Genomic DNA, 11899 nt, shown 5'->3' with positions numbered 1-11899 from the left:
GGCGATCACTGCTCTGGCCGGGGCAACCGGCCGCACACCCTTGGACGTGCTGCGGTCGATGGAGCCCGAGGGACGGAACTTGCGCGGATAGCCGGTAGGGCGGCGCGCTGTCGGCGGTAGATCCGCGAAACCCGATCGAGGCCATCTGGGTGCTGCGCACGGCTGGCTTCGACGGCGGCTCTCACCAGGATTCGAGACGATCCGCACGTTGCTGGGCGAATGCCGGACGACCGGCAACCCAGACCGTTACGTCCGTGGCGATCCTGCTGCGGTCGTTCGAGACGTACAGCTCGTGTTCACGGGTCTTGGCATCGCGCAGTTCGATCTCAAAGCCGCATGTGTCGACGATGCTGATGACGACGTACCACTCCTGGCCGTTGCCAGCCTGCTCGATCGTGAGGAACGTGTTCTCGCGGCTGTCAAGGTCGCCCATCGCCTCGAAGATCACGTCTTCCGAGGGTTCGTCGATGACCACACCGGACTCCGGCTCCATGCGAACGACACCAGTGTCAGTGCCCGTCACAGCCTCTCCTGCCGAAGTCCCTCGCGTCGCGCGCAGCATACCGGCGTGCAGCCTTCCCGGTGCGCGCTCACCGGCATGATCGGACGTTGACCTGGCGCGCGGTCAGCGGCATGAGCGGATGCAGGGTGAGATCGATGGAGCCATCATCGGCTGCGACTCGGGTAGCTTCCCCACTGGCGACACCAGTCGTCAGTGGTCGGTTGCGCACGATCGTCGGGCTGGAGAGCCAGTGGCTATAGGAGACGAAGCCGCGCGTGGCGAAGGTCAGACCGTCGAGACTCGCCCACGTGTGGGGGGTCTCGGTACGCGGTCACGGTGAAGCGTTCCCAGCGCTGCTTGACCGAGGGTCAAGTCTGAAGTGTCCAGCCGGGATGGCTGCCGAATCGTTCGCTTTCTGGATCAGGGCGGCCCGCAAAAGGGGCCTCGCCGGCCCGGCCACGCCGACGGACGACCAGAACCATGAAGACCTCGGGGCTCTGCCCCGAACCCCGGCCCTCCTCCGAGATCCGCCAACGCCTTCGGGCGACGGCAGACGGGCAGGACAGGGCATGATGCTCGGATGACATTGGCCGAGGTCTGGCCCGTGCGCCGTCTACGGGTGACGACGTCCGTGCTTGAGCTGGCTGTGCCGGGCGAGGACGAGCTTGCCGAACTGGCGATCCATGCGGCAGCCGGCATCTACGATCCGCAGAGCCGCTTTCTGGCGCGTTCACCCGTAGCGGGATGGGAGTCGGGACCGTCTCCCCAGGCCGAGTGGTCGTTTCTGCGGTACTACTGGGCGTCCCTGGCGGACTGGCGGCCGCGCAGATGGAACCTGGTCATGGCGGTGAAGGTCGATGGCGCGTGCGTCGGGGTGCAGGAGATCGGCGCGCAGGACTTTGGGATCACCAGGACCGTCTCGACGGGGTCGTGGATCGCGCGGCGGTTCCAGCGGCGTGGCTACGGCAAGGAGATGCGGGCCGCCATCCTGCATCTCGCGTTCGCCGGGCTGGGAGCGGATCGCGCCGAGTCCGCCGCCTGGTCCACCAACGCACCGTCGCTGGGAGTCTCGTGGTCGCTTGGCTATCAGTCGAACGGCACCACGATCCGGGCTTTCGACGGTGCCCGCCAGGAGCAGATCAACCTGGTGCTCGACCGCGAACGGTGGGAGAGCCGGCGTGACGACATCGCGATCCACGGACTCGGTGACGAGGTGCTTGAGCTGATGGACGTGAGGCGGGCCGCATCCCGGTGATGGCCGCTGCCCGTGGCCGCACGTCCGTTGGGCTGTAGGCCATCGGTGCAGCCGAGTTGGCCGGCAGGCGTGGATGACGAGCGACGGCAACCGAATCGGCTTCGGCGCGGGCCTGGCGCCACCGGTGGCGAATGTTGTTGAGGGAGAGCCAGGTGCGTCATCGGGAGGCGAAGATCGCGTCGTTGGGGGTTTCAGCCCGTACCCTGGCGGTTGACCCGCCCTTCCCGGGCCGCCTTCGACCGACCGTGGTCGCGCTCGGTGCCGGCTGGTCCGGTCGCGGTGCGCTCGTGCCGCTGATTCGGCGAGTGCTCCACCGTGGCCCCCTGCCGGCCTCGTGCTCCGCTGCCGGGGTGTCGGCGGCCCCGCGCCGACTCGCCGCCGTTGTCATGCTTGTTGCGCTGTTGGCTACCCATGCCGGGGGATACCCGGTACCTGGGCGCCCATGCTTTCGAGCGGGACGGCTTCGGTGAAGGATGCCGACCTGTTCGGGTTCGACGAGGTTCTCGAGCCGACGCGGTCGACGGGCCGGGGTGTCATCCTCGGCCTGGCCGCGTCCGGTGATCGCTCGGGTGCTCGCGGAGGCGCATCGGATCGGTTGCCCGGTGGAGAATCCGGGCAGGCAGGCGTCGTCCTCTGGCCGGCCGGCGGCCGGTCCGGACGACGATCGGGTTGCGTTGGGTCTGTCCTGGCACGACATCGCCCATCCGAATGGATCTCCGCTTTGCTCGGCCGAGGACCTGACACAGGGTTCATGCACCACGATCGATGTCGATCAGCTCTGCTGCTGTTGCCCCTGAGGTCCTACCAGGCGCGCCGTGATGTGCCTCAGTGGCTGGCTGCTGTTGACCATCCTCTTCATCCGTTGCCAGGCGGCTCGGGTCGGAGATCCGCCCGGGCCACCACCGACGGTCTGGTGCAGCGTCTGCGACAGCGGTCCCTCGGGCCCCAGCGCCTCCTGCGCCGTCTGCCCGACGTGGTCGAGCGTCCGCGCCAGTGGCCCCTGCGGCCCGAGCGCCTGCTGAGCTGTCTGTCCAACCTGGTTCACGGCGGTGTCCACGGTCTTGACCAGCGACTCGATGATCTGTGGGTTGCGTTCGATGGTGTGCAGGGCGCTGTCGAGAATGCCGCGGAGTTCCTCGAGTCGAACCTCGAGCATCGCCTCGGCCTCGACGCCCTTGATGTCGATCTTCACCGTGCCGAGCTGCGCCTGAACGCCCACGTCGAGCTGGAGCAGGCTACCCAGGCGGGCTCGGAGTGCGACGGAGGCGTCCAGGTTGTCGACCTCGACGTAGATCTGTTCGACCTTGGCCTGCGGGATCTGGAGGACGACGTCCGGGTCTGACATCGTCTTGCTGCTGCGTCCGCCGGTCGGCCGGGGCAGGTCGCGCTCGCCACGCTGTGGGGCGGGGTGTCCCCCCGGCCTCGCACCCGTCGGCCCGCCGGTGGCGCCGAGGTTCTGGCCCCGAACGGAGACGTCGACGCCCTCCTCGGCGTCGCGCTGCGGATCCATGTGGTCGCGCGGTTGCGCGGGCGACTCCCGTGCGTCCCTGTTCCGGTTCTCCGGTTCGGCCATCCCGCACTCCTCGGTCCTCGCCCGGCATGCGGACCGGACGGAGCCCACCATCTGTGGCTCCGATCCTCGGTCCACCCCCTCGGACCGGGTCGCGGTCTACCCGTGTGCCGAGGCGTCAAACGGCTCAGCGGTGTTGGCGAGATCGGCTGCCTGCGCCGGTGGCGCTGGTCGCGTAGACCGTCGCCGGCGCCTGCTGTGCGATCTGGGCAACGGCCGATCCGGCAGGGTTCAGGCGCTCCGCGGGGGTATGCCGGCCCCGCCAATCCGCCGCCCCGTTCCCAAGGGGACCGAAATGCTCGGCCAGGCGCGACCGGACAGGGAGGCCATCCGTGACACGACTCGCGGTCAGAGAGGTAGCGAAGACCAGGCAGGAGGAGGTGCGGCGGCGGGGGCGCGGGCTCGGCTGGATGAGTGCCGGTCTGGGCGTGGCGCAGCTGGCGGCACCGGACACGGTGCGCCGGATCAGCGGCGTGGACGACTCCCCGGCATCTCGGGTCATGGTGCCGCTCGTCGGGGCGCGGGAACTCGTGCACGCGGCCGGGCTCCTGACGAGCCGGCGGAAGGGCTTCTGGGCGTGGACCCGGGTCGTAGGCGACGCGATGGACCTGACCTCGCTCGGACTGGCCCTCGCCCACCGGGGCGGGCGCCGCCGACGGCGGCTCGTCGGTGTCACCGGCGCTGTCCTCGGGATCACGGTGCTGGATCTCCTGACCGCCGTGCACGCCACCAGGGCGAAGGAGGCCGGCTCCGGGCCGACGGCACGAGGCGCACGCAGAGGAGGACCCATGGAGCTGACAGCCACGACAACCGTTCGCAAGCCCCCCTCGGAGGTCTACGCATTCTGGCGCGACCTGGGCAAGCTGCCGAGCTTCATGGCTCATCTCGAAGAGGTCCGGCCCACCGGTGACCGGACGAGCCACTGGTCCGCCAGCGCTCCGTTCGGCAAGAACGTCGAGTGGGACGCCGAGATCATCGGCGACGTGGCCGGCGAGAGGATCGCCTGGCGGTCGACCGGGAACGCCGACGTGCCGAACGCCGGTACGGTTCGGTTCCTGCCCGCCCCGGACGGTGTGAGCACGGAAGTGCACGTGCTCCTGACCTACGACATCCCCGGCGGCGCGCTCGGCAAGGCGGTCGCCAAGTACTTCGGCGAGGAGCCGCACCAGCAACTCGACGACGATCTGCGCCGGCTCAAGCAGGTGCTCGAGACCGGCGAGGTGGTCCGCTCCGATGGCGCCCCGTGGGGCAAACGGGCCCGTAGGGAGTTCCCGCAGCGTCCAGCGCAACCGCTGTCGGACGCCGAGCTGGCGAAGGGAGCGGACGCATGAGGGCGAACACCTGGGCGGGCCGCAACAAGGTCAAGGTCCGTGACGTACCGGACCCGAAGATCCTGAACAATCGCGACGCGATCGTCAAGATCACCTCCACCGCGATCTGCGGCTCCGACCTGCACCTGGTGGACGGATACGTGCCCACCATGCAGGACGGCGACGTCATGGGCCACGAGTTCATGGGCGAGGTGGTCGAGGTCGGCTCGGGCGTACCCCTGAACAAGCTCCGGGTCGGCGACCGGGTCGTCGTGCCGTTCCCGATCGCCTGCGGTAACTGTGGCGCCTGCGCCGCCGAGCTGTACTCCTGTTGCGAGAACTCCAACCCCAACGCCGGGATCGCCGAGAAGATGTTCGGCCATCCGGTAGCCGGGATCTTCGGCTATTCGCACCTGACGGGCGGCTTCGCGGGCGGTCAGGCGCAGTACGCGCGGGTGCCGTTCGCCGACGTCGGTCCGCTGAAGATCGAGTCCGACCTGACCGACGAGCAGGTGCTCTTCCTCTCCGACATCCTGCCCACCGGCTTCATGGGTGCCGACCTGTGTGACATTCAGAAGACCGACGTGGTGGCGGTGTGGGGTGCCGGACCGGTCGGCCAGTTCGCCATGGACAGCGCCCGGGTGCTCGGCGCCGCGAAGGTCATCGCCATCGACAAGGAGCCGTACCGGCTGCAGATGGCGGAACGGGCGGGCCACACGACGATCAATTTCGACGAGGTCGACGTGCGGTCCCGGCTGCTGGAACTGACCGGCGGGCGGGGACCGGACAAGTGCATCGACGCGGTCGGCATGGAGGCCACCCACGGTGCCGCGCACGTCCACGCCTACGACCGGGTCAAGCAGGCGGTCCGCTCCGAGACCGAGCGCCCCCACGCGCTACGCCAGGCGATCATGTCGTGCCGCAGCGGCGGCATCATATCGGTGATCGGCGTGTACGGCGGCTTCCTCGACAAGTTCCCCGCCGGCGCGTGGATGAACCGGGCGCTGACCCTGCGGACGGGGCAGTGCCACGTGCAGCGCTACATGAAGCCGTTGCTGCGGCGCATCGAGCGCGGCGAGATCGATCCGACTCGGGTGATCACTCACACCCTGCCGCTCGAAGAGGCGGAACGTGGTTTCGAGATCTTCAAGAACAAGCAGGACCAGTGCGAAAAGGTGGTGCTCAAAGCCTGACGAGTAGACACATCCGGCCACCGGGATTCACGCCCGATCCGGTGATAGCTCCAGGTTTCCCGTGCCCCACCCGGCCTGGCCGGAACGCTGAACGGATGGAGCAGCGATCGGCAGGACGGGACCTGGGGCGCCTGCTGTCGGTCAGGCGTGCCGTGTGGTCGTTGGTCGTCGGTGTCGTCGCCGGCACGGTCACCGCGCTGGCCGGGGCGCCGGAACTGACGCTGCTGGTGATCTGGACGATCGCGGCGGGCACGATCCTCGTGTGGGTGTGGCGGTCCTGCTGGTCGGCGAGCCCGCAGCGTACCGAGCAGCTTGCCGAGGCGGAGCAGCGCTCCCGTTCCACCGACTCGGCGATCCTGATCGCGTCCGTTGTCAGTCTCGTCGCCGTGGCCGAGGCGCTCGTCCGCGCCTCGGACCAGCAGGACATGGTGGCTGTCACGTTGGTGATCCTCAGCGTCGTCGCGGTGGTGCTGGCGTGGATGCTGGTGAACACGGTGTTCACGCTCAAGTGCGCCCGGATGTACTACCGCGGCGACGGCCGTGGCATCGACTTCGGGCGGGACGATCCTCCCGCGTACGCCGACTTCGCATACGTCGCCTTCACGGTCGGCATGTCCTACGCCCCGGGGGAGAACGAACCGACCAGTAACCGCATGCGCCGGGTGGCGCTCGGACACGCGCTGCTCTCGTACACCTTCGGGACCGGCATCCTGGCCGTCGCCGTCAACCTGGTCACCAACCTGGGCCAGTCGTGACCCACGGGGCATGTGCTGCGCGTGCCGGATGGGAGTGCCGATGACGGTCGCCGGTGGCAGGAAAGTCGGTTGGTGACCACGAGGACGGTCCTGGTGGTCGCGGTGGCTGTGGTGGTCGCAGCGGGCCTGCTGGCCGGCGTGCTGGTCCAGCGTCGCGCCGGTGGTCGTAGCTACCGTTGGCTGCTCGCGCCGCTGTACCGCGCATCCCGCCGCCCCGCCGCCGCCGTGTTACTTCTCGCGGGGCTGTATGTCGGAATCCGCGCGTACCCCGGCACGGGACCCCACATCGTTCGACGCGTCGTCGTGGTGCTGTTGATCGCGAGCGTGACGTGGCTGGTGCTCCGCGCCCTGCACATCGCCGAGAGGGCCGCGTTCAGCCGGCTGCCGGGCGAGACGCGGGCCGACCGCCGGATCCGCCGGGCCCGCACCCAGATCCGACCGGTACGGCGCCTCACCTCGGTCGTGGTGACGGTCGTGGCGATCGGCCTGGCCCTCACCACGTTCCCTCCGGTGCGCACGATCGGGCTGTCCGTGCTCACCTCGGCGGGTGTCGTCGGCGCGCTGCTCGGACTGTCCGCACGCACCGCGCTCGGCAACGCCTTCGCCGGCATCCAGGTCGCGTTCGCCGACGGACTCCACGTGGGGGACGTGATCGTGGTCGACGGGCAGTGGGGACGCGTCGAGGAGGTGAAGCTGACCAACGTGGTCATCCGGCTGTGGGACGACCGGATGCTCATCCTGCCCACCACCTGGTTCACCGAGCACCCCTTCCAGAACTGGACCCGGCACGAGACGCGGGTGGTCGGCGAGACCCGGATCCACGTCGATCACACCGCCGTTCTGGACGACCTCCGCGCCGAGACCAGGCGGATCGTCGAGTCGTCACCACTGTGGGATCGGCACCAGTGGGTGCTGCAGATGGTGGATGCGACGCCCCAGACCGTCGTCGTCCAGGTCCAGGCATCGGCGGCCGACGGACCGAGCGCGTGGGACCTTCGCTGCGACGTGCGTGAGGGGCTCATCCGTTACCTGCGTGACCACCACCCCGAGTGGCTGCCCCGCACCCGCGGGGAGTTCCACCCCTGAGCCCACACCAGCGCCGTCGGCCCCGCGAGCGCGCTGAGACTCGGTTCGCCAGCCACTGCGCCGCGATGTCCCGGAGGCGGGTGCGGGCTGGCCGAACCGGACGCCACCGACAACTCGCGCTCCACCGCCGGATCTCCCGGCCGTTACAGCATCTCCAGCGGTTGCGGGCCGGCCGGCGCGGGGAACGCCGTGTCGAGTGCCGCGACATCCTCCTCAGCGAGATACAGGTCGCGCGCTTCCGCGTTCTCCCGGGTGTGTTCGGGGTTGGACGACCGGGGGATGGCTGCTATCCGCCCCTGCCGCAGCAGCCAGGCCAGCGCGACCTGAGCAGCCGTGGCCTCGTGCCGGGCGGCGACCTCGGCTACCTGGGGGTGGCCGAGCAGCCTGCCCTGCTCGATCGGCGAGTAGGCCATCACCGGGATCTGGTGCTCGCGCAGCCACGGCAGCAGATCGAATTCCGGACCGCGGCGGGTGAGGTTGTACAGGATCTGGTTGGTCGCGCAGGCGCTTCCGCCCGCCTCGAGGAGGTCCTGCATGTCGGAAAGATCGAAGTTGCTCACGCCCCACTGCCCGATGTCGCCGGCCTCGACGAGCTCGCCGAACGCCTCGATCGTCTCGGCGAGCGGATGGCTGCCGCGCCAGTGCAGCAGGTAGAGGTCGATGTGGTCGACGCCGAGTCGTCGCAGGCTGCGGCGGCAGGCCTGCACGGTTCCCCGTCGGCTGGCATTGGACGGCACGACCTTGTCGACCAGGAACACGTCGGCGCGTCGTCCGACGATCGCCTCGCCGACGAGTTCCTCGGAAGCGCCGTCACCGTACATCTCGGCAGTGTCGATCATGGTCATGCCCAGGTCGAGCCCGGTGCGCAGGGCGGCCAGCTCGTCCCGCCGCCTCTCGGGGCGCTCACCCAGGTACCACGTGCCCTGACCGAGCACGGGCATCGTCTGGCCGGACGGCAGTTCGATCGCGTCGGCGGCGAGGGTCATGTCGTGCCTTTCCGGAGCCTGGAAGCCAGTGGGTTGAATGCCTTCCCGCTGGGACAGGAAGCACTCTCCAAGCGGGGCCCTTTTTCCGCGCAGCGGCGATCGTATGTGCGCATTGTCCGCCCTCGGACGGCGTGCGGCGGCCCGTTTTGCGGTCCCGACACCGGGAAGGCGGCCGCGAGCGAACGATGTGCCGCCGACCGGGCGGCACCGCGAAGGGGGGCCGCAGAAAATGGCACAGAGCCAGCAGCGACTGACCGGCAAGCGGGTTGCTTGCCTCGCCGCCGATGGGGTGGAGGACGTGGAGTACACCCAGTCGAGGGCCGCCGCGGAGCAGGCGGGGGCCGAGGTCCACCTGGTCTCGCTGAATTCCGGCGAGATCCAGTCGATGAACCAGGACATCAACCCGGCCAACCGCTACCGGGTGGACCGGACCGTGAACGAGGCCGATGCGGCCGACTACGACGCGCTGCTGCTGCCGGGTGGGACGGTCAATCCCGACCGGCTCCGGATGAACCAGCAGGCGATGGACTTCGTCCGGGCGTTCTTCGAGCAACAGAAGCCGGTGGCCGCGATCTGCCACGGCCCCTGGTCACTGGTCGAGACCGGGATGGTCAACGGCAGGACGGTAACCTCGTTCCCCAGCCTGCGCACCGACATCCGAAACGCGGGCGGCAACTGGGTGGATCAACAGGTGCAGGTCGACAACGGCCTGATCACCAGCCGCAACCCCAGCGACCTTCCGGCCTTCTGCGCCACGATGGTCGAGGAGTTCGCAAAGGGCGAACGCGTTCGTCAGATGACGACGGCGTGACCCGGTGGGGCTCCGGAGCGGCAGGATCAGCGCGGCCCGGAGCCCCGGACCGGCAGACGTCACGCCGACCGGATCCGGCGCGCTCGGCTGCCCGGTCGGTGACGGGAGGCGACAGCGCGATGCAGATCGCCGCAGCGCGCGTCCATCATCGGACGGGTTCCACGACAGCGACGAACTTGTCCTTCGACCGTCTCAGCTGGTGAGGTCGCGCCGGTTGAATGTGCTCACCGCGATGCTCAGTAGCACCGCGACGACGGCGGTCAGGACGCCCAGGTCGGCCCATTGGAAACCGTTCCGGAGCGGCTCTCCGCCGATGTAGTAGTGGAAGGGGGAGGCGTAACGGAGGGCGTCGGCGTCGAGCTGGGTGGCTGCGGTGCCGGCGGCGTAGGTGAGGACGGCGACGCCTGCGGTGCCCGCGAGTGCGGCGGGCCGGCTGCCGGTGGCCGCGCCGATGGTCATCGCGACCGTCCCGAAGACGACGATCAGCAGCGCCAGCGCGAGGCACTGGGCGGTGAACTGGCCGACGCTGATGCTGTCGAGCCGGGCGCCGGGCCGGACGGCGAGCATGGCCAGCAGGACCACTCCGGCGATGAGGGCGGCGCCGACGGTGAGCGCGGCGAAGCGGTGCAGCAGCAGTCGGGTTCGGCCGACCGGGTGGGCGAGGAGCAGGTCGAGGTAGCCGGCCTCCTCGTCGCCGGCGATGGCGCGGGTGCCGGTGGTGATGCCGAAGATGACGGCGACCAGGGGCACGATGATGCCGAAGACGCTGGAGCCGAGGTACCCGGCGGCGGAGGCGAGGTCGTCCATCCGCAGCGCCTCGCGTAGCGCGGGGGAGAAGCCCTGGACGGTCTGTCCCATCGCGCCGTCGGCGACCTGCGGGTAGAAGCCGGCGTACGCGGCGCCGATCAGGGCGGTGCCGGCGGCGAAACCGGCCAGGCCGCGCCGGCCGTCCCACAGGGTCTTGGTCAGGACGTCAGGCATGGGTGGTCTCCTTGCTCGCGGCGTCGGCCTGGTAGTAGGTGAGGAACAGTTGTTCCAGGTCGGGTTCGGTGGCGCGCAGCGCGGCGACCCGGTGCCGCGCGAGGACACGGATGAGTCCGTCGGGGCTGCCGGCGAGCTGGAATCTCGCGGTCGGTCCGTCGACGGTCAGGTCGGACACCTCCGGGAGGGCGGCGAGCGCGGATCTGTCGATCGGGCCGCTGAAGGTGACCTGGAACTCGTGCACGCTGCGGTCGCGGAGTCGAGCCACCGTGTCGAGCGCGACGAGGCGGCCCTCCCGGATGATGCCGACCCGGTCGGCGACCGCCTCGACCTCGCTCATGATGTGCGACGACATGAACACCGTCTGCCCGGCGGCTCTGGCTTCGCGGACCAGGTCGAGGAAGGTCTGTTGCGCCAGGGGATCCAGCCCCGACGTCGGCTCGTCCAGGATCAGCAGGGCCGGGCGGTGCATGAACGCCTGCACCAGGCCGACCTTCTGCCGGTTCCCCTTCGACAGGGCGCCGATGCGCGCCGTCAGGTCCAGCTCCAGCCGCCCGGCCAGCTCGTCGATGCGGGCCCTCGGTGTGTCACCGCGGAGGCCGGCCAGGAAGGTCAGGCACTCGGCCACCCGTTGCCGCGGGTTGACGACGAAGTCACCGGCCAGGTAGCCGACGCGCCGGTGCAGGGACACGGCGTGCCGGCGCGGGTCGTCGCCGAACAGCAGCGCGCGGCCGCTGGTCGGTCGGATCAGGTCCAGCAGCACGCGGATGGTGGTCGACTTGCCGGCCCCGTTCGGGCCCAGATAGCCGAACACCTCACCCTCGGCCACCGAGAGGTCCAGGTCCACCAGGCCCCTGCGGCGGCCGTACGTCTTGGTCAGCTTCTCCAGCTGGATCACGTCGCCCATATCTTGCAGAGTACCGAAGTTTCAAAGAATTCTGAAGAGTGCAAGATGTTACGATCCGGCCGATCGAGTAGGGAGGATGCGGATGGCACTCAGCGATCCGGCGGAGCGGCTGGCGCTGGCCCTCACCGAGGGTGGCCTGCAACGGATGACCGCCCGCGTGCTGGCGGCGCTGTTGTTCACCGAGCGGGAGACGATGACCGCCGGCGAGATCGCCGACACCCTCACCATCAGCTCCGGCAGCGTGTCCACCGCGCTCAAGTCGCTGTCGACCGTCGGGCTGATCGAACGGGTGCCCGCCCCCGGCAGCCGTCGGGAGCACTTCCGGCTCCGCGAGGGCGCGTGGGCGACGCTCATGTCCGGTCAGAACGCGATGATCGGAACCATGCGGGAAGCCGCCGACGAAGGCATCACCGCGACCGGCGCGGACAGCGTCGCCGGCGCCCGCCTCGCCGAGATGCGCGACTTCTACGACTACCTCTGGCGGGAACTGCCGGTCCTGATCGACCGGTGGCGGGACGGCCGGCGTCGCTGAGGTCGTGCCGG

12 protein-coding genes are annotated in these 11899 nt (G+C 69.6%); 7 read left to right on the top strand and 5 right to left on the bottom strand.

Annotated elements, in window-relative coordinates:
• Nucleotides 1–181: 181 nt before the first annotated feature.
• Complete coding sequence (locus CO540_RS07450) at nucleotides 182–523, bottom strand: hypothetical protein (protein WP_157779079.1); 342 nt, start codon at nucleotides 521–523, stop codon at nucleotides 182–184.
• 559 nt (nucleotides 524–1082) lie between these two features.
• Here CO540_RS07450 and CO540_RS07445 point away from each other — a divergent pair.
• Nucleotides 1083–1757: a GNAT family N-acetyltransferase gene (locus CO540_RS07445; protein ID WP_099161468.1), complete on the top strand. Its 675-nt coding sequence runs from the start codon at nucleotides 1083–1085 to the stop codon at nucleotides 1755–1757.
• 772 nt (nucleotides 1758–2529) lie between these two features.
• Here CO540_RS07445 and CO540_RS07440 read toward each other — a convergent pair.
• Nucleotides 2530–3330 carry a hypothetical protein gene (locus CO540_RS07440; RefSeq protein ID WP_157779078.1) on the bottom strand — a complete coding sequence of 267 codons (801 nt, stop codon included), beginning with the start codon at nucleotides 3328–3330 and terminating at the stop codon, nucleotides 2530–2532.
• A gap of 425 nt (nucleotides 3331–3755) precedes the next feature.
• On the opposite strand from CO540_RS07440, the gene CO540_RS30840 reads away from it, so the two are divergent.
• From CO540_RS30840 to CO540_RS07420, 4 genes are all read left to right on the top strand, one after another.
• Entirely contained in the window at nucleotides 3756–4658 is a 903-nt protein-coding gene (locus tag CO540_RS30840) for an SRPBCC family protein (protein WP_253866539.1), read from the top strand.
• Complete coding sequence (locus CO540_RS07430) at nucleotides 4655–5830, top strand: zinc-dependent alcohol dehydrogenase (RefSeq protein ID WP_099161466.1); 1176 nt, start codon at nucleotides 4655–4657, stop codon at nucleotides 5828–5830. The genes CO540_RS30840 and CO540_RS07430 overlap by 4 nt, the downstream gene beginning before the upstream one ends.
• A 95-nt stretch (nucleotides 5831–5925) precedes the next feature.
• Nucleotides 5926–6585, top strand: coding sequence for a DUF1345 domain-containing protein (locus CO540_RS07425; protein WP_253866537.1), 660 nt, complete (start codon nucleotides 5926–5928; stop codon nucleotides 6583–6585).
• Nucleotides 6586–6657: 72 nt separating this feature from the next.
• Nucleotides 6658–7671: a mechanosensitive ion channel family protein gene (locus CO540_RS07420; protein ID WP_253866535.1), complete on the top strand. Its 1014-nt coding sequence runs from the start codon at nucleotides 6658–6660 to the stop codon at nucleotides 7669–7671.
• Between the two features lie 143 nt (nucleotides 7672–7814).
• Here the strand turns inward: CO540_RS07420 and CO540_RS07415 are convergent, their stop codons facing one another.
• Nucleotides 7815–8657 (bottom strand): aldo/keto reductase, encoded by an 843-nt coding sequence (locus CO540_RS07415; RefSeq protein WP_099161465.1) that lies wholly within the window; start codon nucleotides 8655–8657, stop codon nucleotides 7815–7817.
• A gap of 229 nt (nucleotides 8658–8886) precedes the next feature.
• On the opposite strand from CO540_RS07415, the gene CO540_RS07410 reads away from it, so the two are divergent.
• Nucleotides 8887–9468, top strand: coding sequence for a type 1 glutamine amidotransferase domain-containing protein (locus CO540_RS07410; protein WP_099161464.1), 582 nt, complete (start codon nucleotides 8887–8889; stop codon nucleotides 9466–9468).
• Between the two features lie 192 nt (nucleotides 9469–9660).
• Here CO540_RS07410 and CO540_RS07405 read toward each other — a convergent pair whose 3' ends face one another.
• Together CO540_RS07405 and CO540_RS07400 are read right to left on the bottom strand one after the other, a co-directional pair.
• On the bottom strand, nucleotides 9661–10449 hold the full coding sequence (locus CO540_RS07405) for an ABC transporter permease subunit (RefSeq protein WP_099161463.1): 789 nt from the start codon (nucleotides 10447–10449) through the stop codon (nucleotides 9661–9663).
• Nucleotides 10442–11356: an ABC transporter ATP-binding protein gene (locus tag CO540_RS07400; RefSeq protein ID WP_099161462.1), complete on the bottom strand. Its 915-nt coding sequence runs from the start codon at nucleotides 11354–11356 to the stop codon at nucleotides 10442–10444. Before CO540_RS07400 ends, CO540_RS07405 begins: the two co-directional genes overlap by 8 nt.
• 82 nt (nucleotides 11357–11438) lie before the next feature.
• On the opposite strand from CO540_RS07400, the gene CO540_RS07395 reads away from it, so the two are divergent.
• Nucleotides 11439–11888, top strand: coding sequence for a GbsR/MarR family transcriptional regulator (locus CO540_RS07395; protein ID WP_099164646.1), 450 nt, complete (start codon nucleotides 11439–11441; stop codon nucleotides 11886–11888).
• Nucleotides 11889–11899 lie beyond the last annotated feature (11 nt).

The sequence above is a fragment of the Micromonospora sp. WMMA2032 genome (assembly GCF_002688545.1).
Lineage (GTDB): Bacteria > Actinomycetota > Actinomycetes > Mycobacteriales > Micromonosporaceae > Micromonospora > Micromonospora sediminicola.
The sequence above is the reverse complement of the archived record's forward strand: the minus strand, read 5'-3'. Positions and strand labels throughout refer to the sequence as shown.

Excerpts from the sequence above, each read along its gene's own strand:
- CO540_RS07445 (WP_099161468.1), top strand. The coding sequence starts at position 1,083 with ATGACATTGGCCGAGGTCTGGCCCGTGCGCCGTCTACGGGTGACGACG.
- CO540_RS07430 (WP_099161466.1), top strand. The coding sequence starts at position 4,655 with ATGAGGGCGAACACCTGGGCGGGCCGCAACAAGGTCAAGGTCCGTGAC.
- CO540_RS07410 (WP_099161464.1), top strand. The coding sequence starts at position 8,887 with ATGGCACAGAGCCAGCAGCGACTGACCGGCAAGCGGGTTGCTTGCCTC.
- CO540_RS07415 (WP_099161465.1), bottom strand. The coding sequence starts at position 8,657 with ATGACCCTCGCCGCCGACGCGATCGAACTGCCGTCCGGCCAGACGATG.
- CO540_RS07405 (WP_099161463.1), bottom strand. The coding sequence starts at position 10,449 with ATGCCTGACGTCCTGACCAAGACCCTGTGGGACGGCCGGCGCGGCCTG.
- CO540_RS07425 (WP_253866537.1), top strand. The coding sequence starts at position 5,926 with ATGGAGCAGCGATCGGCAGGACGGGACCTGGGGCGCCTGCTGTCGGTC.
- CO540_RS07400 (WP_099161462.1), bottom strand. The coding sequence starts at position 11,356 with ATGGGCGACGTGATCCAGCTGGAGAAGCTGACCAAGACGTACGGCCGC.
- CO540_RS07440 (WP_157779078.1), bottom strand. The coding sequence starts at position 3,330 with ATGGCCGAACCGGAGAACCGGAACAGGGACGCACGGGAGTCGCCCGCG.
- CO540_RS07395 (WP_099164646.1), top strand. The coding sequence starts at position 11,439 with ATGGCACTCAGCGATCCGGCGGAGCGGCTGGCGCTGGCCCTCACCGAG.